At 59.7% G+C, this 24065-nt stretch carries 20 protein-coding genes and 1 pseudogene; 10 read left to right on the forward strand and 11 right to left on the reverse strand.

All coding sequences use genetic code 11. The features are described 5' to 3' along the window. Positions 1–87: 87 nt before the first annotated feature. The gene (locus AB5767_RS03925; RefSeq protein WP_215692837.1) at positions 88–570 is read right to left on the reverse strand and encodes an FHA domain-containing protein; all 483 of its coding nucleotides are present in this window, start codon (positions 568–570) and stop codon (positions 88–90) included. Positions 571–1086: 516 nt separating this feature from the next. Between AB5767_RS03925 and AB5767_RS03930 the strand changes: the two genes are divergently transcribed. The 3 genes from AB5767_RS03930 (at position 1087) to AB5767_RS03940 (ending at position 3028) form a co-directional block, all read left to right on the forward strand. Further along, entirely contained in the window at positions 1087–2445 is a 1359-nt protein-coding gene (locus tag AB5767_RS03930) for a radical SAM/SPASM domain-containing protein (RefSeq protein ID WP_195622496.1), read from the forward strand. A gap of 169 nt (positions 2446–2614) precedes the next feature. Next, positions 2615–2818 carry a hypothetical protein gene (locus AB5767_RS03935; protein WP_124785779.1) on the forward strand — a complete coding sequence of 68 codons (204 nt, stop codon included), beginning with the start codon at positions 2615–2617 and terminating at the stop codon, positions 2816–2818. Positions 2819–2848: 30 nt separating this feature from the next. After that, complete coding sequence (locus AB5767_RS03940; RefSeq protein WP_147324165.1) at positions 2849–3028, forward strand: hypothetical protein; 180 nt, start codon at positions 2849–2851, stop codon at positions 3026–3028. Positions 3029–3417: 389 nt separating this feature from the next. Here the strand turns inward: AB5767_RS03940 and AB5767_RS03945 are convergent, their stop codons facing one another. The 9 genes and pseudogenes from AB5767_RS03945 to AB5767_RS03985 all read right to left on the reverse strand — a co-directional run bounded on the left by AB5767_RS03945 (position 3418) and on the right by AB5767_RS03985 (position 11697). Next, positions 3418–3543: a hypothetical protein gene (locus AB5767_RS03945; protein ID WP_346973816.1), complete on the reverse strand. Its 126-nt coding sequence runs from the start codon at positions 3541–3543 to the stop codon at positions 3418–3420. A gap of 371 nt (positions 3544–3914) precedes the next feature. Continuing rightward, positions 3915–5543 carry an ATP-binding cassette domain-containing protein gene (locus AB5767_RS03950; RefSeq protein WP_117564924.1) on the reverse strand — a complete coding sequence of 543 codons (1629 nt, stop codon included), beginning with the start codon at positions 5541–5543 and terminating at the stop codon, positions 3915–3917. A 695-nt stretch (positions 5544–6238) separates the two neighbouring features. Beyond that, positions 6239–6508: pseudogene (locus AB5767_RS03955) on the reverse strand (methyltransferase); the annotation flags it as partial. 324 nt (positions 6509–6832) lie between these two features. After that, positions 6833–7771, reverse strand: a complete 939-nt coding sequence (locus AB5767_RS03960; RefSeq protein WP_117648550.1) for an FHA domain-containing protein — start codon at positions 7769–7771, stop codon at positions 6833–6835. Positions 7772–7774: 3 nt separating this feature from the next. Beyond that, the gene (locus AB5767_RS03965; RefSeq protein ID WP_368132357.1) at positions 7775–9373 is read right to left on the reverse strand and encodes a protein kinase domain-containing protein; all 1599 of its coding nucleotides are present in this window, start codon (positions 9371–9373) and stop codon (positions 7775–7777) included. Positions 9374–9379: 6 nt separating this feature from the next. Further along, positions 9380–9619, reverse strand: coding sequence for a hypothetical protein (locus tag AB5767_RS03970; RefSeq protein ID WP_368132356.1), 240 nt, complete (start codon positions 9617–9619; stop codon positions 9380–9382). Continuing rightward, entirely contained in the window at positions 9616–10521 is a 906-nt protein-coding gene (locus AB5767_RS03975; RefSeq protein WP_368132355.1) for a hypothetical protein, read from the reverse strand. The genes AB5767_RS03970 and AB5767_RS03975 overlap by 4 nt, the downstream gene beginning before the upstream one ends. A gap of 245 nt (positions 10522–10766) precedes the next feature. Next, entirely contained in the window at positions 10767–11363 is a 597-nt protein-coding gene (gene recR, locus AB5767_RS03980; protein WP_006235173.1) for a recombination mediator RecR, read from the reverse strand. Between the two features lie 13 nt (positions 11364–11376). Continuing rightward, positions 11377–11697, reverse strand: coding sequence for a YbaB/EbfC family nucleoid-associated protein (locus AB5767_RS03985; RefSeq protein WP_006235174.1), 321 nt, complete (start codon positions 11695–11697; stop codon positions 11377–11379). 339 nt (positions 11698–12036) lie between these two features. Here AB5767_RS03985 and AB5767_RS03990 point away from each other — a divergent pair, with 339 nt between their 5' ends. Further along, positions 12037–12510, forward strand: coding sequence for a hypothetical protein (locus tag AB5767_RS03990; RefSeq protein ID WP_368132354.1), 474 nt, complete (start codon positions 12037–12039; stop codon positions 12508–12510). A 21-nt stretch (positions 12511–12531) separates the two neighbouring features. Here the strand turns inward: AB5767_RS03990 and dnaX are convergent, their stop codons facing one another. Further along, positions 12532–15012, reverse strand: coding sequence for a DNA polymerase III subunit gamma/tau (gene dnaX, locus AB5767_RS03995; protein ID WP_368132353.1), 2481 nt, complete (start codon positions 15010–15012; stop codon positions 12532–12534). Positions 15013–15127: 115 nt separating this feature from the next. On the opposite strand from dnaX, the gene AB5767_RS04000 reads away from it, so the two are divergent. From AB5767_RS04000 to AB5767_RS04025, 6 genes are all read left to right on the forward strand, one after another. Beyond that, a complete protein-coding gene (locus AB5767_RS04000; protein ID WP_195233879.1) occupies positions 15128–15835 on the forward strand; it encodes a hypothetical protein in 708 nt (235 codons plus the stop codon). Between the two features lie 144 nt (positions 15836–15979). Continuing rightward, positions 15980–17833 carry a serine/threonine-protein kinase gene (locus AB5767_RS04005; RefSeq protein ID WP_368132815.1) on the forward strand — a complete coding sequence of 618 codons (1854 nt, stop codon included), beginning with the start codon at positions 15980–15982 and terminating at the stop codon, positions 17831–17833. Continuing rightward, entirely contained in the window at positions 17830–18843 is a 1014-nt protein-coding gene (locus tag AB5767_RS04010) for an FhaA domain-containing protein (RefSeq protein ID WP_035136732.1), read from the forward strand. The genes AB5767_RS04005 and AB5767_RS04010 overlap by 4 nt, the downstream gene beginning before the upstream one ends. A 6-nt stretch (positions 18844–18849) precedes the next feature. Continuing rightward, the gene (locus AB5767_RS04015; RefSeq protein WP_006235180.1) at positions 18850–19266 is read left to right on the forward strand and encodes an FHA domain-containing protein; all 417 of its coding nucleotides are present in this window, start codon (positions 18850–18852) and stop codon (positions 19264–19266) included. Further along, complete coding sequence (locus AB5767_RS04020; RefSeq protein ID WP_368131633.1) at positions 19263–21062, forward strand: Stp1/IreP family PP2C-type Ser/Thr phosphatase; 1800 nt, start codon at positions 19263–19265, stop codon at positions 21060–21062. Before AB5767_RS04015 ends, AB5767_RS04020 begins: the two co-directional genes overlap by 4 nt. 16 nt (positions 21063–21078) lie before the next feature. Further along, entirely contained in the window at positions 21079–23949 is a 2871-nt protein-coding gene (locus AB5767_RS04025; RefSeq protein ID WP_368131632.1) for an FtsW/RodA/SpoVE family cell cycle protein, read from the forward strand. Positions 23950–24065 lie beyond the last annotated feature (116 nt).

Below are 24065 nucleotides of genomic sequence, written 5' to 3' on the forward strand. Positions count from 1 at the left end.
GCCTGACCCCATATCGTTGGGGCCAGGCCCGATTTTGCCTCTTGACAATGTCCTGCTCATATTAAAAGGAACGTCCCTAACTGCCGGCTAGAGGGCACCGAAGAGAATGGCGTAGGTAGTGGATTCGCCGAGCTTGAGCTCGTCGCCGGGATTGAGTTGGGCGGAACGGCCGGGCTCGACCTGAATGCAGACGCGCGTGGCCCCGTTTACCACCACGGTTCCGTTGGTGGACGACAAGTCCTCGACGTGCCAGATATTTTGAGCATCGCACCAGATATGGGCATGGCGGGCCGAGACATCGTCGCCGACGTCGGTAATATCGCCCTCACCAGTGGCCAGCGCGCCAATCTCAACACCCTGCTCACTCGGCTGAATCCAGCGCGGGACGCTCACCACGTAGCCGTTTTGCACGCACAGCAGTCCCAGCGGATGCGCCGGCGCGACCTCGTGCTCGCCCGCGACCGAAGATGTGCTCAGCGAGCGCGGCGTCGACGTGTCGCCGCCACGGGTCGCATGAGCGCGGCGGCTCGCCCGACTTGGAACTAAGGCGGGCGTGAGAGCAAACGGCATAGGGAACGAATCTTGCGGATGTACTCCTCGACGTCAGGCAGGTAAGCCCCACGAAGTCACCGGGGAGGCCCAAGCGGCCCGGCACCACTTCCAGATTCTGACCAGGGCGAGTCGTTCGCCGGTGGCTGAAGGCTCGCTCCCACCCAAAAGGGGAGATTCGCGTTGTTCCCCAATCGCTCTCGCATCTTTCATTTTGCTCGAGGTGGGCTATAAAAACTTTCCTGGTGAAAGGCGGCGATTGGTTTCCTTTCTTTCTAGAGGAGCGCGCCTGTAATCTGTTTTCATCCTAAATCAAGTTAAGATCGGACCTTCCAGAGGCAAGTCGACTCAAACTGCGAGGCTCCATGTTGGAATAAAGAGCGCTGTCGAAGTGCCAACAACACAAAGCTTGCCAGTCTCAAATAGAACCTTTTGGGAGTCCGATTGGGCCGCACACCGAATCCCCGCTGGTGGTTTTTTATAGCTGCGCAACAATAAACAAGGTTAGTGCCAGTCCAGCATGAAATTGAGGAACGTATGCATTTTTTCTCAGTAAGTGATCGTCGTTACTGCTTCGATGAGGTCACTCGCAATTGCTTTCAGGTTGACCAAGCATCAGAAGATGCGCTTCGCATATTTGAAGCATCGGGAAGAACGGTCAACTCGAAGTTGCTAACAAAGTCACTTGCTGCGAAAGGCTACGACCAAACGACCATAGCAGAACTTGAAGACGACATTGATGAGTATCAACGATTGTCTGAGCGGACTTTCTTAACAAAAGACACGCCTCGAAAACTTAGATCCATCGAACTCCACGTTTCACATGCATGCAACCTTGGTTGTAGTTACTGTTTTGCCGGTAAAGGAGATTATGGAACGTCTCCTCTGCTGATGACAGACGAGATAGCCTTCAAGGCGGTCGACTACCTCGTCGCAAGTTCATCGGAAAACGAAACGCTTGCGATCGTCTTTTTTGGTGGGGAACCCATGATTAACGAGCCGCTGATATGGAAAACGGTCGACTATTCAAAAAGAATATACCCCAATAGAAACTTTACCTATTCTATTACGACCAACGGAACGCTTTTGAGTGACACTGCTGTGAATTCTTTCAAGGAGCACGGGTTTTCTGTTCTGATTAGTCTCGATGGTACAGGATGCAAGCACGATGCATCGCGCCCGTACAAGACGGGAGGCGGCTCTTTCTCCGATATCGACAAAAACGTTCGTCGTTTTTCCGAGTCGTTCCCCTTCGGCGCAAGAGCGACCTTAACAAATAATAACTGTAACCTTGTTGAAGACTATCTTCAGTTTAAAGAGATGGGCTTCAGAAGGATTTACTTCTCGCCCGTGAGCTCATTCGATGAGAATATCAAACTCGACGAACACTCATTAAACAAAATCAGGGCGGGCCTAATAGATTTGGCGGATCAATATCTCAAACAGATTGATCAAGGGGAAAAGCCCTTGTTTAGAACATTGAAAACTGCAGTTGATTTGATTATGGGCAACAGGATCGCCTTTGTCGGATGCGGGGCTGGCAGGCGTTTTATTTCCGTGACTCCCGAAGGGGACGTATACCCCTGTCACAGGTTTGTCGGGATGATGCGATTCAAAATGGGCAACATCGTCACCGGAATTGACGAAACTAGGTATATTGAAAACTGGAGTCAGGGTGTCGAAAAAAGAATTGACTGTACGGACTGTTGGGCTCGGTCTTTCTGTGGTGGGGGCTGTAGCTGGGAGGCTGCAGACGAGCACGGCTACTTGCCCAAGAGTCTACACCCTGCATCATGTGAATATAGAAAAATGTGCTACGAGATGGCTTTTGACCTTATTTCCCGCCACTCATCTTCGCAGGAGAAAAATCAACGAGAAGCTACTGTATCGGAATAAGCGGTTCAGCGCATTGCTGTCACCATTGTGGAGGTGTTCGTTCTTCTGATTACCGTCTGCGAAGCTTATTGCTACGTTCGCCGAAACCATTCTAGAAATATGGTGAACTAGACATCTTGGTTTGTTATACACAATATTGAGGTTTTTCTGCACTCAAAGGGAGGTAGTCGTGAAGCATATTCATCCGATTAATCCAGGAAGTGGCGACGAGGCAGGCGTGAAGCCGATGTCTTTTGACTGCCTCTTGGGCATTACTGACATCTGTACTGTTTATGATAAAGCAGATGGCTGTGGTGCATACGATTACTGCGACTATGACATGGATGGCGGCAGCATCTGCGTTGTAGATCACTGTGGCATTGATCAAACGTAGTCTCTAATTGGATTAAGGTGAGGAGCTGTTATGAAGCATATCCATCCTGTTGGTTCAAATGAACATCCTCCCGTTGAGCCTTGTTGTCTTGGAGTTGATATATGCAATTTTTACGACATCGCCGAGTGCCCTGTTGCGGATTGGTGCTATGTCGATAAAGAATCAAGCTGTGTTTTGCCAGCAGATTGGTGCGATCCAGTTGACGAGTAGTTTTGTGGCTAGGAACTATTTGGTCCAATTCAGAATAAGATGGGAACAAATACCAAAATCTCGTGTCTGGGAGGAGTTATGCCATTATTGCAAGGTCTCGTTGGATTAGCCTTTATACTTGCGTTATATCTGGCACCTTTTTTAATTCTATTCTTCATTATCCGACTCTTTCTTCGGAGAAAATAGGAGTGTCACGCAAACATTAGCGTAGCTTTCTTCCAATATGAGCCGAGCATTGGCAAGTGGAATAAGAAGCCCGACCGTTCGCCACATGAAAGTGATCGGACGGGCTTCTCTATTTAACCCGGGCCGCCACCCATAGCGGCTTTCCAAGCGTATTCTCAGTGCAAAGCAATCGTCAGTTTAATCCTATGCGCTGATACCGCATTTCATTTGTTCGGCTCGAATTCTACGGCCTGGCAGCCCTCGCACTCTCCGGCAAATGGATTGAACGCGAAGGCAGAGATGATGTGTGCGTGGACATCGAGGCTGCTGTAGGCAACATACTGGGACATGGACCCCCGCTGCGCGTGGTATGCGGCCCGGCATATTCATTGCCGTCCAACCCCGTGTAGTTGCAGCAAAGGGTGGAACCTCAATGCTCAGCTCATGTTGTCCGTGGGACACGAGAATCGTAAGTACACTTTGGTGCGATTCTCACGCTGATACTGAGCCACCTGGAATAAGATACGTCGCGACAACACTTCGCTTCACCTCTGTCTCGACAAGATGACGTAGACTAAAGTTTCCTTTAGTAAGAGAACGAGAACTATATCTGAAAGCGTTGCGATGGCGTGAAGGCACCGAGTCCGAACCGCCTGAATGCTACGTGCATCTGCATCGCCTTTTTGTTATCTCTGCCAGTTGGGTAGCACTACACTTGTCATCATTTACCCTGGTACATGCTGCCTAAATCCACTACCCCTTCTACCGCGCCGACCATCTCGTCATCGTGAGAGACAACGATGATCAGCTGGCTTTGCTTGTTGCGCTTAACATAGGCCGCAAGCTCGGCGCGGCTTACAGCGTCTAACCCAGTCGTGGGCTCGTCGAGTACCAAAACTGACGACTTGCGTGAAATCGCCGACCATAAGTACACTCGGCGCAGCTCACCGCCCGAAAGCGCGGAGCAACGTTTCCCGAGCAACTCCTTCACGCTGTTTTCCAGCGAAAGTAGGCCATCTACACCCCGGTGATAGGAAGAAAAGGGCGTGTCGAAATACTCTAACAGCTCTTTCACCGTTTCGTCCGGCGCGAAGCACGACTGTGGGCAGCACGATATCTCTCTCGCACGTATGTAATCCAAGTCGCATTCTTCGATTGGCACGCCGTTGTATTTTACTTTGCCTTTCGATGAGTATAGCCCGAGCATCAAGTAAAGAAGTGACGTCTTGCCTCTTCCGTTTTCCCCAACTATGCAATATGTACCAGGACCGGAAAACTTGAAAGAAAACCCGCCGAGGACCTCTCGGACAGATCCGTCTGGAAGGGCAACCGAGAATTCCAAATCAGATACCGAAATGTCATTTATTTCATCGAGTTTAGCTAAATCGGTCCGATTCCACCCCGATCTCTCCTTTTCTCTCGTCGCGATAGCCGTCCTATCCCATGATGCTTTGGCATCTTGATAGGATTTGAACAATGACATCATACTTTTCAAAGTCTTAAAGAGAACCGCGAAGTATGTACCGATGATAGTGTACTCGCCTATTGACATAGTTCCGTTAATGATTCGTACTCCGGAAACAACAAGTATCACCGCTTGAAACAACGCTGCGAAAAGACCATCGAGCGATGTCAGAGAATATGATAGCTTTCCGGAGCGCAAAACTTTGGGAAAATAGCTCTTAAACCCAGCGTCGAGCGCTTGTTCGCTCTTGCCGTACGAAGATGTCAGTTGAATGTTGAGAATCTGATTAAGCTGCGATGCAATTGCGGCGTAAAAGGCGCTGTCCGCCTCTTTCTTCTCATACGTGACCCTATACAAAAGTTTCCTCAACCCAGTAATTACACAGAAATACACGATGAGGAGAATGATGGAAAACACCGCGAGAGTTGAATCAATTGACCATATGATAAGCAATACGATGGGAATGGCTACAATGGACAGCGGCGCACTGATAAAATTCGCCAAAACGAAGGATGAGACCACGCTGGAGTCGGAAATAATCCGTTGCGTTGTATAGGCTGGATCGATGGTCCGACTCACCAAGTAATCGTCTCTTTCAAAACGCAAGACGGCCTCCCTGAGAAGATCAAAGGAAAGTCTCGTGGTTATGCGAATGGAAAGTGTTCCTGCAAAATAAGTAAAGAGGGTGGAGAAAACTCCTATTGACGCAACCAGGAGCGCGAAGAGTACGGCGTCTCTTTCGCTGCGGTTACCGAGAAGAAAATCTAAGAATTTCCCGTTCACGTATGGCATGGCATAGGAGAGAGCGGTTCCAATCACCGTGATAGCAATGAAGACGAAAGCCCCTTTTGCTCTGATGAACCTCGAGAGAACGCATCGAATCAAGGAAGGCCCCAATCTACCCGCCACAAAACATCAATCACTGATACCTTACACCTCAACACAACAGGAGCGAAGATTTGCCAATGAGACTGCTTTAAGATTGCCTTGGGCCAATACGATCTCAAGCTCTTCCTACAAGAGAGTCGGAATCGGACATCTCCTCCGACGAACCTGGCAATCGGGCGGTTGAAATATCTTTTTCAACCGCCCGATTGTCACAATAGATTTGAGCATCCGCCCACAAACGTCCGCGTTTTATACCCATCAAATCCTTTGCCTTTTGTCGTCTAGACTAGAAAAATCGCTCGAAATAACGCAACCGGCCTGCTCGCTTGAAGAAACCTAAGCCCGTAACGTAGATGTGCAAACTTCCGAAACGCCTTGCGCGGCATAGTGCGTATAAACTTCGTCAACCGCCTCAGAAATATCTGAGTATCGCGCCGGGTCAAAAGCATACGATGTCGCAGCTATACCCTGCACCCATTCGGAACGCGGATTAATTGAATAGCCACACAGCATCATCATACATGCATCTAGACCTGATTTCCCAAGTATCCGACGTATTGATGAGAGCATCGCGGGTCGCCCCTGCACCATCGTCGTCACCCCTATTAGCAGTATTTACCGTTTTTCTCTAAATGCGTATCGCCACCCTTAAGAATACGAAGTGTTTTATCCAGACCCGATTGTCCTCCATCTCAAACGAAGGGATAAGGAATCTCATCCGGAATCGGCAGTAACGGAGGATTCACAACGACAAGCGAAAAACATGAGTCATCTCTCAGAGGGGAGTAAAGGCTCCCCTCAAGCACCCTAGTTTCGTCATCCAAAGAGTTGATGGCAGTGTTTTTCTTACAAAGGTCGACAACAAAAGGGTTGATTTCTACAGATGTTACATCCATGCCACAGTTGGTAAGTATCAGGCCCTGTATTCTGGGGCCAGAACACAAATCGAGAGCCTTCCGTGCGCTCTGCGGTGTAAGGCGCCAATCTCAGCAAATCTGTCCCACAATACTGCGCTGAAGAACAAGACGGAACCCCTGAGCCAAACTCCCCTATACCTTATTAAGGCTAAGACAGGCAAGTTCACGCACCCGGCATATTCCAGAATAACATCCTATTGTTTTAGATGCTCTACAAGCATGAACAGCCGCGAATCGGAAAGATCTTCTAGTTTCGCCCCGACTGACCGCCAAGGGCCAAAATGGCCTCTCCACCCCCAGGCGACCGGCTCTGGCGCGCCGAGGAGTGTCCCCAAGTGCCGGCAGAAAAGAAACGTCCCTATCTGCCGGCTAGAGGGCACCGAAGAGAATGGCGTAGGTAGTGGATTCGCCGAGCTTGAGCTCGTCGCCGGGATTGAGTTGGGCGGAACGGCCGGGCTCGACCTGAATGCAGACGCGCGTGGCCCCGTTTACCACCACGGTTCCGTTGGTGGACGACAAGTCCTCGACGTGCCAGATATTTTGAGCATCGCACCAGATATGGGCATGGCGGGCCGAGACATCGTCGCCGACGTCGGTAATATCGCCCTCACCAGTGGCCAGCGCGCCAATCTCAACACCCTGCTCACTCGGCTGAATCCAGCGCGGGGCGCTCACGACAAAACTGTTTTGTATGCGCAGCAAGCCCAAGGGGTGCGCCGGGGCGGGTTCGCGTTCGCCCGCGGTCATCGACATGCCAAGCGAACGAGGCGTGGATGTGCCTCCGCCACAGGTCGCGTGCGCGTAGTCGATGGCATAGTTCACCGAGGACCGCACATCCGCCGAACAACCGACGGCGACAAACAGCACCAGCACGGCCTCGGCGCGCTCGGCGGGCATGAGTTCTGCCGCCTGGGACAGGCGATCGAGCGCGTTGCGATAGAGATTCGTGTCCTGGTGACACTCTTCGAGCGCGCGTACCATCGGTTCACCTGCAGGACCGCACACCATATTGATCACAGCCGTGGAGTCCATGGGATTGCGCTGGCGCAGGGCCAGTTGCGACATAATACGCGCAGCCGAGGTACCGTATTCGGCAAAGTAGCGCTGCTGAAGCGTGCCGACCGGCGCGCGAACGATAAAGCGGGAAACCCAAGAGCGATCGGCGGCTCGGCTCTGCGGGCTGCGGCCGTCGGCGAGCGGACGGGACGAAAGCACCAAGCCGCACAGCTCGATATGGCTCAGATGCGCTGCGCGCTTAAAGATGTCAAACATGGCCCCGCATGGGGTGAGCTCAACTTGAGATGCCATGACCTAGGCCTCCTTGGTCGTAGAAATAGAATCGGACGATACTTCGACAGGTCCGCCAAAAGTACGGACAGCTGCGGCTCCACCGGCAAGCGGAGTCGCCATCTGGGCTTTTGTGCGTCGCGGTGCCGAAACGGGAAGTTCAAAGGCAAAGCCCATCGCAAGCAAAAACCACGTAAGCGTATAGGTTGCAACCAGAGCGGCAACAAGGCCGCCCATCACGGCGCGTTGGGAAAAAACGCTACATGCAGCCACAACCAGCACCGGAACCTCGCAGGCAGAAAGCGCAAGCACACCCTGCAGGAAGCCCGAGCGCCGATCGCGCGCAAGTGCCCCCGCGGCAACGCCGGCTATGCCTGGCAGCGCCAACGCCAGTGCGGCAATAATACCCGGTAGCGACCCAGACCACACGAGCGATCCCAAAGTCGCCGTCACGCGAGCGCCCGACGCCAGCAGCGCGGCCGAAACCACGACCACAGCCCAAACCACGCCACAGACGACCGTCGCGCCGACCATCAGCGCGCGACGAACCGCGCGGCCAGACGCATCCATGGGGCACGGCGTGAGCGGCTCGCCGCGAAGCGAACGACCGACATTTTGCGCATAGTGGTCACAAAACGCCGAGAGCGCCGCCTCGACCGCCGCCGGCTCGGGACGATCTTTTTGATGGCTGGACAGACAGGCCATCACCACGTCGAACAGCTGGGCATCGACAAACGCCAGCGCATCGCGTAGCTCTTCGGAATCCGGCTCAAGCCCTAGCTGCTGGGCCTGCTCGGCCGCGGCGAGCGCCACATCGGGCTCACGACGAAGCAACTGAGTCAAATCACAACCGGGCGCATGGGCACCAATGGGATAGTCGGGCCGCGTGTCCATCTTGAGACGGTAGGGGCTCGCGATGTCGCGCGTCTTTTTGCGCGAACCCGAGGCACCCGAAGTACTCGGCGCGGCTTCGTATGGCGCGACGCCGGCAATGAGCTCGTAAACCGTGCTTGCCGCGGCGTATACGTCAATCGCCGGCGACATACGCAAAGCGCGCAGGTCGGGAATATCGTCGGTGAGCATCTCGGGCGGGGCATAGGCAACCGTCGCGCGACGCAGCGTGGCATAGCGCTCCGTAAACGACGCCTTGCCGCCGGTACCGGCCACGGCCGACGCAGGCTCGAGCGCCAGCGACGAGCCAAAGTCGATCAGGCACAGGTCAAAGGTGCCCTCGGCAAGCTGCCGGTCAAGCGGTAGACGCGCCGTACGCACCATAATATTAGCGGGCGAGATATCGCGATGGACAAAGCCCTCGCCCACCAGGCTCATACGGCAGAGCAGATCGAACAGGTCGCGACCCAGACGCGCCGCCACAAGCGGCGACAGGCGTCCGGCATCGTCCACGGCGAGTCGCGAACGCAAGCGGGCAAGTGTCTCGCCCTCGACCCATTCCATGACAATTGCAGGCACACCGTCGACCTCGCCCCAGCCATAGAGGCGGGGAAAGCCCTTAAGGCCCGAAAGGGCGCGATGGCATTCGTATTCCTCGCGAAACGCCGCCTTGAACTTGGCGACCAGCGCCTCGTGAGCGGCATCGTCATCAAACTCATCGCGCGTCGGCAAGATGAGCTACTTGAGTGCCACTGCCTCGCCTTGGGCGTTGACGGCACGCGTCACGCGGCCGAAACCGCCACGGCGCATGGTGGCATCGTCGGCAAACAGCATCGTAAAACGACGCAGATAGGTAGGCAGTTCGTCCTGACCGAGCGCAATGGCCGGCTCAAACCCGTCGACACGCGCCAGGCGCAGGCCGACCATGGGATCGCGACCGAGCGATTGTGGTGTGGTGGATGCAAGATCGGTCATCATAGGGCAAGCGCCGCCACGCTATTGTTGAAGTTACCGAGCGCGACGTCATCATCGCCGTAATGGCCGACCCATTGACATAGGTTGGTGTAACAGCCCCACAGATTGGCATACTGCTGATACCACCTTGACCGGGGCGAGAATGTCTGACGACCGAACTCGGCTCGAATGACAAACATCTCCCCGACCAGGCTGTCGCACGGCCTGGGATCTCCCGTAGAGTTATAGGTCGAGACCACGTCATTGGCACGAGAAACATAGCCGTCGAGCATGTTGTACTTGGTCACAAGCCAACTGTGAATGCTCTCTTCCTCAGCAGCGGAAAGGCCGCCGGAGTTTGCATCGTTGTCAGTGTTGCCGCCCGTCGAGCCGCCGTTTCCAGGCCCTCCGGTAGAGGAACCCGACCCAGAGCCGCCGCCCGAACTCGATGAATCCGAGCCGGAGCCAGAAGTATCCGAGCTACCGGGCTTTCCGGACTGCTGGGCGTCCTGCTCCTTTTGCTGCTCGACCTTATTCACCGTTGCCGCCACGCTATTGTTGGACAATCGATCGATGATCTTGGTGTTGGTGAGCACGATGGTTTTGCCATTGGCAAGCGTGACTTCGTTGTCCGGGGCCTCGGCGCCGTCCGCATCGTCGGTGCCAAACACAATATGCCCGACCACACTTGCCCAAGCATATCCAGTCGTGGTGCCCAGATCGCTTTTGACCTCATGCCCCACGCGCGGTTCGCGTGCGGCATGCGCCTGCATCATGGACGGCACGGTCATGCCATAGGCAGAAACGCCAGCTATGACCAGCACCAGCGAGCACGATAGCAGTGCGTACGCCCGCGGCGCCAAGCCCAGTCGGCGTCGTATGCGCACCGCGGCGCCGCGCTTTGTCTGAGTGCCACCGGGCCGCATGCGTTCTCCTCCAACAAAAACACGCCGCTCGGGAGCGGCGCATTCATTCGAATCCATATTTGAGTGTATCAGCGAACCAAAAAGGCTGCGCAACGAATGGACAAATTAAGGATGCGAGCGGAAGCGTCCATGCGATAAGCGGATACGAAGCATCTTTGTTGCACAACAAACTCACAGTCGCACGGGGAAATTATGACTACCCCGTGCGTCGCGAGGAAAACATACGGCAGGAGCAGGCTCGCCACCTAAATCGCGCGGCGGGCCTCGATGGCGCGGCCAAGCGTAAGCTCGTCGGCATACTCCAAGTCGCCGCCCACGGGAAGGCCGCTTGCCAGACGCGACACCTCGACGCCCAACGGCTTGATGGTACGGGCCAGATAGCTCGCCGTGGTCTCGCCCTCAATATTGGGGTTGGTGGCGATGATGACCTCGTGGATGTCCTCGTGGCCCAAGCGTGCCAGCAGCTCTCGAATGTGCAGCTGCTCGGGGCCAATCTTGTCCATGGGACTGATCACGCCGCCCAATACGTGGTAGAGGCCGTGGTAGCTGCCCGTGCGCTCGATCGCCTGGACATCGCGCGGCTCGCCCACCACGCAAATGCGAGTGGTATCGCGCATCGGGTCCTGGCAGATGGAGCACTCGTCGGCCGTGGCGTAGTTAAAGCAGCGGCTGCAAAAGTGGACCTCCTGCTTGACCTCCAGGATGGCCTCGGCCAGGCGGCGCGCCTCCTCGGCGTCGGCCTCCAACAGGTAATAGGCGATGCGCTGGGCCGACTTGGGACCAATGCCCGGCAGACGGCCCAGCTCATCGAGCAGTTTTTGCAGACTGTGGTTGGCACTCATATATATGCGTGTCTTAGAACGGCATGCCCGGGATGTTGAGGCCGCCGGTGATGGCGCCCATCTGCTTGTTGGCGAGCTCGTTGACGCCGCGGACGGCCTCGTTGACGGCAGCCATGATCATATCCTGCAGCATATCGACGTCCTCGGGATCGAGCGCATCGGGATCGATGGTGAGGTTGACGAGCTCCATCTCGCCGTTAACGGTCACCTTGACCATGCCGCCGCCGGCAGAGGCGTCGACGGTCTGGGACTTGAGGTTCTCCTGCGCGGCGGCAAGCTGCTCCTGCATCTTGCGAGCCTGCTTCATCATCTGCTGCATGTTCATACCGGCCATGATGGCTCCTTTACGTGCGGCCGCACGCCGAGCTGCAAGGGCAGCCGGAGCACGGCGGGACTTTCAAACTCAAAAATCGTACCACGGCGCGCGGCGAGAGAGCGGGGCGGACGTGTTACCTCAGTCGATATACATGTCCTCCAATACAAACCGCACTCAAAGATTATGCAAGGTCGAATTATGCAAGGTTGCATAATATCGCACACTCAATCTAGTAGAGCCGAATCCGGCATTTCATGTGCGCCACTAAATAGCTAAATGCCGAACCGCTGCTCGAGGCGGCGCACATGGCGGCAGGGTATAATTTGATTGCCATAGATAGTAATTTGGAGGTGCCCCATGAATGCCCCCAACGCGCTCCAAAACATCCGCTCAAAACACCCCGTTGCATATGTGGTTCTCTATCTCTTTGTCGGCTGGGCATTGCTGGTTGTCATCACCCATGCCATAGCCTTTGGAGCAGAACTGCTGATAGCCAGTTCGGACCAGCCCATCGTCAAATGGGAAGCGACCGATGAGTGCACCGACGGAACTCGAACCATTTACTACAACAGCCCGTCCCTCTACCAAGAGTTCAAGGTCAAGATAAAGGACTCCAAGATTGTCGATGCCGAACTAGGCGCTTTCTTGACAATCGGAGCAACCCTCAACGCCGAGCAAGTCAAGTACACGGACAGCCATGCGACGTATCGTATCGACCTCAGCATCCTAGGGCGACCGTCACGCACCTGTCTGCTCGAATGCGATATACGCGGCACCACACTACACATGTCCGAAATACAGATGCGCCCGGACAAAGAGATCTCTTCTTGAGCAGTATACCCGCCCGTACAGCTACTCCACCGGCTTGAAGATGGTGGACTGGCCGAAGACGCTGCGGATGAGGGCTTTGGCCTCGTCCTCGGTCTGCGGGATGCTCGGGGCTGCACCCTGATGGCCGAAGGGGCTGCCCGCACCGGGGTTGGACTCCCAGGGAGCTGCAGGAGCGCCCTCCTCTTTGGGGGCAGTTGCAGCGGACTTGGGCGCGGACGCCGCACCCGGCACGTCGAACGGAGGCAGATCGTCCCCGCTCGCATCGCCGGCAAAGCCGCCGACCATGGCGTCGTCGTAGGGCACCTGCTCGGATTCCCACGGCGCGGACTGCGCGACAGACTGAGCCTTGGGGGCAGCCGAGCGCTCGGGCGCACGGGGTGCGGGCTCGGTCGGGAGCTTACCCGTGGCAGGAGCGCCGGCGGGGTTGTCGGAGCGTAGCCAGGGGGCTTTGCCTAGGTCAGACGACTTGGGCGCGGGCGAGGCGGGCTTGGACACGGGTATCGGAGCAGCCGGTTTGGGCGCCGCGGGCTTAGGCGCCGACGGGGTCGACGCCGCTACCGGTGTCGCTTGCCGCTGCGGCGCGCTGGCGCTCGAGGATGCAGGGGCCGCCGAGGACACGGGTTGCGGGTCCGCAGATGCCGCAGCCCGTGCAGATGGAGAATGCTCCTCATGTTGAGGAGCCGGCGTGCCACCCCCATCCAAGACATAGTCGACGGTACGACGACCGAAGACTGCGCAGACCGTCGGCAGGACCACCGATTGCGTATCGGCGCGACCGAGCATCTTGATGGCAAAGGTCGAGCCCGCGGGGAACGAGACGGTGAGCTTGGAGCCGTCGTCGGCCGTGGCGCGGGCGTTGAGCAAAAGCCCTGCGTAGGAAGCCTGACGCGCCTTGACACGCTCGACGACCTCGGCCCATTTGCGCTGCAGCTCTCCGGCATCCTCGACCGCGGGCGTCTCGGCAGCACCGGCGGCGGCAACCTGGGCGGCATTGTTGGACTGGGGCTTAGGTGCCGGAGCGGTGGCAGGCGCGGGGGCAGCAACGGGCTGAGGCGTCGAAGTCGGCGCAGGCTGAGGTGCAGGCGCTGCAGACTTGGAAGCTGACACGGACGCAGAACGGGGAGCAGGCTGGGCAGCCGGAACAGCAGCGCCGCGGTCCCAAGGCATGCCACCCTGATGCGCGGACGTAGCAGCGGGGGCAGCGGATGCCGCCGGAGCGGCAGCACGGGCGCCCGAAATGAGCGTCGGCTGTTGGGCAGCAGCGGGTACGGATGCTGCAGGCGCGGCGGCCTGAGCAGCGGCCACGCTCGCCGGCACGGCGCCGTTGGCAACCATGGCCTCCAGACGTGCCACGCGCTCGGCCAATGCCTCAATCGTTAAATCGGCCTCGGGACGTGCCAGGCGCGTGCAGGCGATCTCGAGCACCAGGCGCACGTCGCTCGCGCCCCTCATCTCCAGTGCGGCATCGTCGAGCACCGTCAGCACACGGGCCAGGCGGTCGGCAGGATGCTCGCCAAAGGCAGCGGCCTCGGCAGCAAGCGCCTCGGCCTGCTCGGCACCGCCCTCAAACAGCTCGGCACGGGCACCGGCAACGCAGGCAACGTACACGTCACGCACATGCGCCACCAGGTCGCGCGTCAGCTCCAGCAGGTCGTTTCCTTCCTCGACCTGCGCACGGATCAGTCCATAGAGCTCGGCAACATCGCGATCGGCAATGGCGCGGGCAAACTCGCCCAGGATCTGGTCCGAAACCTCGCCCAAAAGCGAGCGGGCATCGTCCGCATGCACGGCGCCGTTGCCAAAAACGCTCAGCTGCTCCAGCGTGGACAACGCGTCGCGCATGCCGCCCTTGGCATGGCGTGCCACGATAGCCAGCGCCTCGTCGTCGTAATCGAAGCCCTCCTGCTCGCACACGTATGCCAGGCGATGCTCAATATCCTCGTTGCCGATACGATGGAAATCGAAGCGCTGGCAGCGCGAGAGGATGGTCTCCAGAATCTTTTGCGGGTCGGTGGTGCACAGCACAAAGATCACGTGTGCCGGCGGCTCCTCAAGCGTCTTGAGCAGCGCGTTGAACGCCGCCGTCGTGAGCATGTGGACCTCGTCGATGATATAAATCTTGTACTTGCCGCGCACCGGGGCAAAGTTGACGGAGTTGATGATCTCCTCGCGCACGTTGTCCACGCCAGTACGGCTTGCGGCATCGAGCTCGTAGACATCCGGGTGGTTGCCCTCGGCGATGAGCTCGCACTCCTCGCAAGTACCGTCGGGCATGCAGCCGCTTGCACCCTCGGCGCGCGCCGCCTCGGCATTGCGGCACAGCAGCGCCTTGGCCAGAATGCGCGCCATGGTGGTCTTGCCCGTGCCGCGCGGTCCGCAGAATAGGTACGCGTGGGACAGGCGCCCCTCGGTGATGGCGTGCTCGAGCGTCGAGACGATATGCTGCTGGCCCACCACGGAGTCAAAGGTGAGCGGGCGATACTTTCGGTACAACGATTCCATGGGTGCTCCCCCGGGTATACTGAGTCTTGTTGCCGCGGCGGCCATGCGGTCGCACGGCATACTGCATTCCATAATACCCGTACGGCGAGCCCGCCGCGATAGGAGTCCAAAGAGCATGGCAGACGCAGAGAGCAACCTCGTCCCCTCCGAAGCAGCCGACCAGGTCGAGGTCGCGCTCGAGGAGCAGGCCGCAGCCGACGACGGCATCCTGTACCTCAACGAGTACCAGTACGAAAACGACCTGGTCACCGACTTCGCCCGCCTGGTCGCCTCGCCCAGGCGTCGCGGCTCGCTGTATGTCGCCGCGGCAATTGCCGCGCTCATCGGCATCGGCATGCTGGTGGCCGGCGGCAACTGGATCAAGTTTGGCGTCGTCCTGATCGTGTTCGGCGCCTTTTTGGCCTGGTGGAGCAAAAACCTGCACCACACCCTCGCCCGCGACTTTATCGACGCCGTTGAGGCCGACGAGTCCATGGGTGGCCGCTATCGCCGCGTCGCCGCCAACGAGGACGGCCTGATGGTTTGGGGCAAGAGCGGCAAGTCACAGTTCTTCCCGTTTGAAAAGCTCGACCACGTGCTCGACGGCGAGCGCATCTTTGTGGCCATGTTCGCCGACCAGGGCGTGACGATCCCTAAGGACACCTTTGTCCGCGGCGATGCCGAGCAGTTCGGTCCCTTCCTTAAGGCGCGCATCAACAAAAAACTCCGCATCGAGACCAAGAAGAAGAAAATGAAGGCCGAGAAGGCCGCCGCCGAGGCCAAGCAGGGCGACAAGCCCCAGGAGACCAAGCGCAAGCAGAAGAAGAACAAGAAGAAGCGCTAAGGCCAAGCCAGACAGGCAGCCTCGCATCCCGCTATCCTCCCCATGCACCCGAGCGTGCTACACTAGCAGCATCTATGCCACCGCGAACGGCTCGGCTCCGCGCCCGCCACTCGCAAACGAACTTTAAACGCACGAGGGTTGGCCATGCCGCTTTTCTCGCAACATACCGCCCGGTTCTCGCCGGACGTTCCCTTGGAGGGCACCAGCTCTCGCGAGCTGCTCAAGCGGTACCAGCCGCTCGAGACACTTGCGACCGGCGGTTTCGGCTCCATCGAGATCTGCCGCGACACGCACCTGCGCCGCCGCGTCGCCATTAAACGCATCCCCCTTATCAACGGTGCCGGCATGCCCGCCAGCGACATCATGGATGTCCTGCGCGAGGCGCACACTGCCGCCATGCTTCAACATCCCAATATCGTGCAGGTCATCGACTTTACGCACGACACAGCCTATGCCTACCTGGTTATGGAATATGTCGATGGCATGTCGCTGGCCGAGTTTTTGCACCGCGTGGACGGCCACTCACTTACCTTTGACGAGGCCGCGGCCATTGCCGATGCCCTGGGCCAGGCGCTCACCTTCGCCCATAGTAATGGCGTACTCCACCTGGACATTAAGCCCGCCAACGTGCTCATCGACCACTCGGGCAATGTAAAGCTCACCGACTTTGGCATGGCGCGACTGTCGTCCGCCGGTGGCTTTGGCGGCTCGCGCGGCGGCACCATCGGCTACATGCCGCCCGAGCAGCTCGATATCGAGACCGGCACGGTCGACGAGCGCGCCGATGTCTTCGCCCTCGCCTGTGTGATCTACGAGGGCCTGTGCGGCAGCGCTCCCTTTATGGCGGCCACGCCCGCCGACTCGCTCGACCGCATCATCGGCGGCGCCACCTATCCCAGCGAGCTGATACCACACTTTCCCCCGGGAGCCGAGAGCGCGCTCATGAGCGCGCTCTCCCCCATGCCGCAGAACCGCCCCAACAGCATCGAGGCATTTTGCGACCAGCTCCTTGCCGGTCTGGGCAGCGTGCGCGAGGGCCGTCGCAGCCTGGAGCAAATGGTTGGCGAGCTTTCGGATGACGAGCAGGAGCTCGACGGTATCGAGCCGTCGCACTACGAGGACGACGCCATCGAGGTCGACCCCGCACTCGGCTGGGCAGGCACGCGCTGGAGCCATGCGCGCGACTACACCATGCACATTATCTCGGCGCTAACGTGCGGCACCTTTAGCTTTTTGCTGATGCAAACGGCCGGGGTCGCGGCGCTTCCCGGCCTGGTCATTGCGGCTATCGCAATCGGAGCGGCGGCTGGCCTGGCCCCCCAGATTGGCTCGGCCATCTCGGCTGTGGGCTTTTTGGTGCTCATGGCCAACGCCACCATGCAGGCGCAGGGCATCCTGTCGATGTTGCCCGTCGCGGTGATCTTTGCCGCCGCCATGTCCGGTTGGTGGATCGCCTGGGGTCGCACCGAGGCTGCCGCGAGCGCCGCACTCACCTGTGCACTCGCGCTTGGCTGTCTGACCGGCAATACCTTCCTGGCAGCTGGGGTCGCCGCCGGCGTCGCGTCATTTTGGCTCGGCCCGGCAAGCGCCGCCGCGGCAACGGGCATGGGCGCGCTTTTTGCCCGTCTGGCCACGGTCGCGCTTTCAGCCGGAGGCGTACTGGGGCTCGGTAACGTTGCCGCAGCGCTGGGAGACCCGCTCCTTTGGGCTGCCTTTGTGCTGGTCGCGGCAACTGCCGCGGCGTCATCTGCGCTGCTCAATGCCCATGCCAAGCGTGCCAATCAGGGCTCAAACCTTGCCGCAATCGCCGCCATCGCTGTCACCGGCATCGGCTGCGCAGCGGCGTCCTGTCTTGCACACCATATGGAAATTGCCAGCCTTGCAGCCGCGGTCGTCGCCAAGGCGGCGGTTGCGGGAACCCTATCCTCTATAATCGTTGGGATATGCCTATATTTGCTCGGATACCAAAGAACCTATACGGAGAGTGATCTTTCGTGAACTTCCTGAACATCTTCGAGGACCACGTGGCCGGCATCTTCGGTGCCACCCGTGCCCCGTTCTCCTTTAAGAAGCTTGCCAAGCAGGCCGCTCGCGACATGGAGGATCAGACTCTGGTGATCAACGGCGTCAACACGGCGCCGGCACTCTATACCATCCTTATCGCCGCCGACGACGATCCCATGCTCGCCCCGTTCTACCCCGAGCTTTCGCGCGAGGTCCGCGAGTTTGTGAAGGCGCAGGCCGAAAAGCGCCGCTATGTCTTTGTCGGCGAGCCCCTCGTGCGCTTTATGATCGATCCGCAGCTGCGCGCCGGCAAGTTCTCGGTCTTTGCCGAGAACGTCGATGCCCCCACGCTCGGCCGCCTGTACGAAGAAGAGCGCGCCTATCAAAACGGCCTGGGCCAGAACAACTCCGCGGCAAGCCGTGCCGCCAGCGCCCCGCGCGCCGGCCAGCAGCAGTTTGCTGCCCCGCAGCAGCAGCGCCCCGCCGCCATGCCCCAGCAGCAGCCGACGCCTCGCGCCGCCGCTCCCGACCCGCTTGCCGTGGCAGACCCCTTCGCGCCTAGCGTCCCCGACCCCGCCGCAGCACCCATCCCGGTGCCGCAGACCGTCTCGCGCGACGCGCTTGCCGGCATGGGCGGAGCCGCCGCGACCGGTGCCGCCGTGGGCCTAGGCGCCGCAGCCGGCATCGCCTCCAACATGGCGAGCACTCGCGCCCCGCAGCGCCCGCTCGCCCAGCTCGTCGACGTCGTGAGCGGCGAGAGCCATAGCATCACCTCCGCACAGGTAACCATCGGTCGCGAGCGCTCAGTTTCCGACATTGCCCTGCGCGACCCCAACGTGTCGCGCCGCCACGCCCAGCTCACCTTTACGGGCTCGGATTGGTCGATCGAGGACCTCAATTCCACCAACGGCACGCTCGTCAACAACCGCCGCATTACGCGCTGCCCGCTGCGCAACGGCGATCTGCTGACGTTTGGCCTGAGCACCTTTGAATTTAGGGGATAGTCGCTTATGAACATCGATATCGTCCTTTTTGCAGGCCGCATCGTCCTGGTCGCCCTGCTCTATATCTTCCTGTTCGCCGTCATGAAGACCGGCGTGGGACTTGTGCGCGGGCAGCGCCGCGACTCGGCTATCTGGACGATTGATGTGGACAAGGGTCCGCGCGGTATCCGCGGCATCCACGTAGACATGCTCGGCCCCGTCATCGTCGGTCGCTCGCCATCTTCGGACATCTGCATCAACGAACCGTTCGTCTCGGCCTCGCATGCGCGCTTTTCGCTGCAGGGCCCGGCGCTCATCATCGAGGACCTCAACTCGCTTAACGGCACGCTCGTCAACGGCCGCCAGCTCGTGGAGCCCGCAACGCTGCGCGAGGGCGACGAAGTCCAGATTGGCGACGTGGTCATGAAGGTGAACCGTCGATGATCGACGAGGAGAACAAGTCCGCAACTATGACCGAGGCACCGGCTGCCGCCACAGCTGCGCCGGCCCACGCCGCTCCGGCGGGCTCCGCACCCGTGGAGCCCGAGGACACCGTGTTCTCCCTGCCTCTTTCGCATGTAACGCATGATATTTCGGATCTCGCCGATAACGAGGACGAAGAGGATGCCGCAGCGGCGCCCATCGGCGCACATGCTGCGGAACAGCCCACAGCGCCCGAAGCAACCCCGGCGCCGGCTCACTTTGCAGAGCCCGTCGCCGCGGCAATCAACGAGAGCGCTGCGGTGTTTGCGGCACCCGAGCCCGCCGCGCCGGCGTTTCCCATAGCCCCGGCATCCGAGGTTGCGCCCGCGTCTACGCCGGCGCCCGAGCCTATAGACGTCAGCCCGCAAGATGACGAGTCGACCGCCCGCGTTTCCGAGGAGCCCGACTCCCCGGACACCGGCGATTCCGAATCAAACGCCGAGACCGACACCGTCTCTCCCGGTGACACAGCAGAGATCGACGTTGCCGCCGTTGAGGCCAAGCTCAAAGACCCCGGCTCGACCATGAGCTTTGAGCCCCTGACCGAGGAGCGCATCGAGACCGACTCGACCTATGATGCCGGCACCACCACGCAACTCATGTGGGGCGCCCGCTCCGACGTTGGCTGCGTGCGCCCGCACAATGAGGATTCCTACCTGGTGCAGTCGCCGCTCTTTTGCGTATGCGACGGCATGGGTGGTCACGCTGCCGGCGAGGTAGCCTCTTCCATCGCCGTCGAGACTATTGCCAAGACGGCCCCACAGTCCGCCGACGCAGCACGCCTGGCCGCAGCCGTCGAGGCAGCCAACGCCGCCGTAATCGAGGCGGCCCTGAACGGCCTGGGCAAGCCCGGCATGGGCTGCACGGCCACTTGCGCCTATATCGAAAACGACACGCTCGCCATCGCCCACGTGGGCGACTCGCGCGCCTACCTGCTCCACGAGGGCACGCTCATCCGCGTGACCCGCGACCACTCCTACGTGGAGGAGCTCGTGGACGCCGGCGAGATCACGGCAGACGAGGCTCGCGTCCACCCCAACCGTTCGGTCATCACCCGCGCACTGGGCTCGGACCCCGCCATGTATGCCGACCACTTCACTCTGCATATCGAGGAAGGCGACCGCCTGATCCTGTGCTCCGACGGCCTCTCGAGCATGATTCCCGATAGCGATATCGAGAACATCGCCACGCAGTCCTCAACCGCGCAAATCTGCGTCGACAACCTAGTGGACGCGGCGCTTGCCGCCGGCGGCCACGACAACGTGACCGTAGTAGTCGTTGACCTGGTTGACGATGGCGTTATGCGCGAGGCGCAACGCGTGCGTCGCCGCAACGTTACTATCGCCGCCATCCTGGCCCTCGTCTTTGTGCTGGCAGCTGGCATCTGGGCCTACACGGGTGTCACCGGCTCGTACTACCTGGGTACCTACCAGGGCAATGTCGCCGTCTGGCGCGGCCTGCCCGGCAAGCCACTCGGACTCAAGCTCCACTGGCTCGAAAGCGAAACCAGCATCAAGCTGTCCGACCTGCCCGAAGACACGCAAAACCGCCTCAAGGCGGGCATTCCGCAAACAAGTGTCGACGATGCGCAGGACACGATATCCAAGTACCGCCACCAGATCGACGAGGAGCAGACCCGCCAGGTGATCGACGCGCAAACGATTCGCGACAACACCAATCAGGGATCGACCTCCGAATCAGATTCCGAGAAAACCGCCGAACAGTCCGCCGAGGCCGAAGCCTCCGATAAGAATTAGAAAGGGAGTGCCGCTTATGAGTCGCCGCAACACCGAGCTGCTCTTGCTCATCGCCTCGGCGTTCCCCGTCATCCTGCTGTATGCGATGTACGTCCTCACCGCGGGCGCTGCCATCTCCTTTGAGACGCTCGCCGTACCGATCGGCCTCTTTGCCGCCTTTGCCGCGGCCCACATTGCCGTGCGCATCTTGGCGCCCGGTGCCGACCCCGCCATCCTGCCCATCGTATTTATACTTTCGGGCATCGGCATCACGTTCGTGACGCGTCTCGCCCCCGCTCTCGCCATCTCACAGCTCATCATCCTGTTTGTCTCGGTGGCGCTCATGGTGGGAACGCTTGCACTAGTCAAAAACCTCGGCGTGGTCATGCGCTACAAGTACACCTTTGGCATCATCGGCATCATTCTGCTGATGCTGCCTATCTTTATCGGCACCACGATCTCGGGCTCCAAGCTGTGGATTCGCATCGCGGGCTTTACCATCCAGCCCGGCGAGTTCGCCAAGGTCTTTATCGTCCTGTTCCTGGCCGGCTACCTGGCCGAGAACCGCGAGCTGCTCTCCATCTCCAACCGCAAGATTCTGGGCTTTAAGATCCCTCGCCTGCGACTGCTGCTGCCGCTGTTTGCCGTGTGGGGTGTGTGCCTGCTCGTCGTCGTCTTCGAACGCGACCTAGGTTCGGCCGTGCTGTTCTACACCATCTTCTTGCTGATGCTCTACGTTGCCACGGGGCGCTTTTCGTATGTCGTTATCGGCCTTGCGCTCTTAGCCGTTGGAGCCGTGGGCGCCTACAAGTTCCTGTCGCACGTTCAGGTGCGTTTCCAGGTTTGGGTCGATCCGTTTAAGGACGCCCAGGGCCAGGGCTACCAGATCGTCCAGTCGCTCTTCTCGCTTGCCGATGGCGGTCTGGTCGGTGTTGGCATCGGCAACGGCATGGCCAACAACATCCCTGTCGTCGAGTCCGACTTTATCTTCTCGGCTATCGGCGAGGAGATGGGCCTTTTGGGCGGCGGCGCCGTGCTCATCCTGTTTATGCTCTTTGCCGTGCGTGGCCTCACCACGGCTGCCCGCGCTAAATCCGACCTCGCCGCCTTTAGCGCCACGGGCCTTACGGCCGCCATCAGCTTCCAGGCCTTCTTGATCGTGGGCGGCGTCACCCGCCTGATCCCGCTGACCGGCGTCACCCTGCCCTTTATGAGCCAGGGCGGCTCCTCTCTGCTGGCGAGCTTTATCATCGTCGCGCTCCTGCTGCGCGCCGGTGACGAGGCGACCGGACGCGAGGCCGAGCTTACCGGCACCGGCACCATGGCCGCCATCACCGATGATCAGGTCGCATCTGCCGCCGCCCCGACGGGCACGCGCTTTGCCACCTCGTCTTCCTACGGCAGCGGCAGCCATTCCATCGGCTCGCGTATGCGCCGTCGCCTGCTCGACACGCCTGAATCCGGTGTGCTCGGCCGCGTTGCGCTCGCCAACCGTCTAACCCGTGCGGTGCTCGCCTTTACGGCGCTGTTCGCCATCCTTATCGGCAACCTCACCTATGTCCAGGTCATCAAGGCCAAGGACTATCAGGACATGCCGACCAACAACCACACCATCGCCCGCTCCAAGTACATCCAGCGCGGTTCCATCATCACGTCCGACGGCGTGACGCTGGCCGAGTCGCTGCAGCAGGAGGACGGCACCTACGTACGCTCCTACCCCAACGGTAACCTGGCAGCGCACGTGGTTGGCTACGTGAGCCAGCAGTATGGCACCACCGCCATCGAGAGCGTCATGAACGACACGCTCACCGGCTCTAAGGATTACTCCAGCTGGAACAACGCCATCGCGTCGCTCGCGGGCCAGACCCAGCCGGGCAACACCGCCAAGCTCACCATCGACTCGCGCATCCAGACGGCTGCTGAGCAGGCGCTCAAGGGCTTTAAGGGCGCTGTAGTGGTCATCGACCCGCGTACCGGCGCGGTGCTCGCATGTGCCAGCTCGCCCACCTACGACAACACCAACATCGATGCCCTGCTGCAGACGGGCGGCGGCGAGGACGGCTCCATGTACAATCGCGCCATGGACGCGCTGTACACGCCGGGCTCAACGTTTAAGGTCGTTACGCTTTCCGCGGCACTCGAGACCGGTACCGCCAGCCTTACCAGCACCTACCAGGCGCCCGGCTCCATGGACATCGGCAACGCACCGGTCACCAACGATGCCAACGAGAGCTACGGCACCATCAGCCTGCAGCAGGCCTTTGCCGTGTCCTCCAACGTCGTCTTTGGCCAGGTGGCAAACGAAGTTGGCGCAAACACGCTCGTGCAGTTTGCCAACGCCTTTGGCTACGGCCAAAAGCTCGGCCAGGACCTGACCTCCGCGGCCTCCATCATGGCCGACCCGTCGCTCATGACCGAGTGGGAGACCGCCTGGGCCGGCGCCGGCCAGCCTGTCGGCATGGACCACACGCCCGGCCCGCAGACCACCGTCATGCAAAACGCCGTGATTGCCGCCGCCATCGCCAACAGTGGCGTGGTCATGGACCCGTACTTTGTAGCCCAGGTACTCGCCCCGGACGGAACCGTGGTCAAGACCACGCAGTCCCGCTCGCTTGGTCAGGCCGTCAGCTCCGCCACGGCCGACCAGGTCAAGCAGGCCATGCTTGCCGTCGTCCAGTCCGGCACCGGCACCGATGCCCAAATCCCCGGCGTCAAGGTCGCCGGCAAGACCGGCTCGGCCGAGACTGGCGGCACCAACGTCAACTCGATGTTCGTTGGCTTTGCACCTTACGATTCACCCACGGTCGCCATCTCGGTGGCCTTGGAGGATTTCGACAAGCATGACGTCAAGGCCGCCAAGATCGCCGGTATCGTCCTGACCGCGGCGCTTGCCGCACAGGGAGCGTGATGCCCATGATCGAATCGGACACCCGAGGCGCGCCGCGGCCTAAGGGTTAGCGGCAACGCGTCACACGGCCCCAGCGGCCACATCGTAGGTACTACACACATCGTTGAGCGAATAGT

It is taken from the genome of Collinsella aerofaciens (genome assembly GCF_040926265.1).
GTDB lineage: Bacteria > Actinomycetota > Coriobacteriia > Coriobacteriales > Coriobacteriaceae > Collinsella > Collinsella aerofaciens_BB.

Excerpts from the sequence above, each read along its gene's own strand:
- AB5767_RS03925 (WP_215692837.1), bottom strand. The coding sequence starts at position 570 with ATGCCGTTTGCTCTCACGCCCGCCTTAGTTCCAAGTCGGGCGAGCCGC.
- AB5767_RS03930 (WP_195622496.1), top strand. The coding sequence starts at position 1,087 with ATGCATTTTTTCTCAGTAAGTGATCGTCGTTACTGCTTCGATGAGGTC.
- AB5767_RS03940 (WP_147324165.1), top strand. The coding sequence starts at position 2,849 with ATGAAGCATATCCATCCTGTTGGTTCAAATGAACATCCTCCCGTTGAG.
- AB5767_RS03945 (WP_346973816.1), bottom strand. The coding sequence starts at position 3,543 with ATGTCCCAGTATGTTGCCTACAGCAGCCTCGATGTCCACGCACACATC.
- AB5767_RS03960 (WP_117648550.1), bottom strand. The coding sequence starts at position 7,771 with ATGGCATCTCAAGTTGAGCTCACCCCATGCGGGGCCATGTTTGACATC.
- AB5767_RS03970 (WP_368132356.1), bottom strand. The coding sequence starts at position 9,619 with ATGATGACCGATCTTGCATCCACCACACCACAATCGCTCGGTCGCGAT.
- AB5767_RS03975 (WP_368132355.1), bottom strand. The coding sequence starts at position 10,521 with ATGCGGCCCGGTGGCACTCAGACAAAGCGCGGCGCCGCGGTGCGCATA.
- recR (WP_006235173.1), bottom strand. The coding sequence starts at position 11,363 with ATGAGTGCCAACCACAGTCTGCAAAAACTGCTCGATGAGCTGGGCCGT.
- AB5767_RS03985 (WP_006235174.1), bottom strand. The coding sequence starts at position 11,697 with ATGGCCGGTATGAACATGCAGCAGATGATGAAGCAGGCTCGCAAGATG.
- AB5767_RS03990 (WP_368132354.1), top strand. The coding sequence starts at position 12,037 with ATGAATGCCCCCAACGCGCTCCAAAACATCCGCTCAAAACACCCCGTT.
- dnaX (WP_368132353.1), bottom strand. The coding sequence starts at position 15,012 with ATGGAATCGTTGTACCGAAAGTATCGCCCGCTCACCTTTGACTCCGTG.
- AB5767_RS04000 (WP_195233879.1), top strand. The coding sequence starts at position 15,128 with ATGGCAGACGCAGAGAGCAACCTCGTCCCCTCCGAAGCAGCCGACCAG.
- AB5767_RS04005 (WP_368132815.1), top strand. The coding sequence starts at position 15,980 with ATGCCGCTTTTCTCGCAACATACCGCCCGGTTCTCGCCGGACGTTCCC.
- AB5767_RS04015 (WP_006235180.1), top strand. The coding sequence starts at position 18,850 with ATGAACATCGATATCGTCCTTTTTGCAGGCCGCATCGTCCTGGTCGCC.
- AB5767_RS04020 (WP_368131633.1), top strand. The coding sequence starts at position 19,263 with ATGATCGACGAGGAGAACAAGTCCGCAACTATGACCGAGGCACCGGCT.
- AB5767_RS04025 (WP_368131632.1), top strand. The coding sequence starts at position 21,079 with ATGAGTCGCCGCAACACCGAGCTGCTCTTGCTCATCGCCTCGGCGTTC.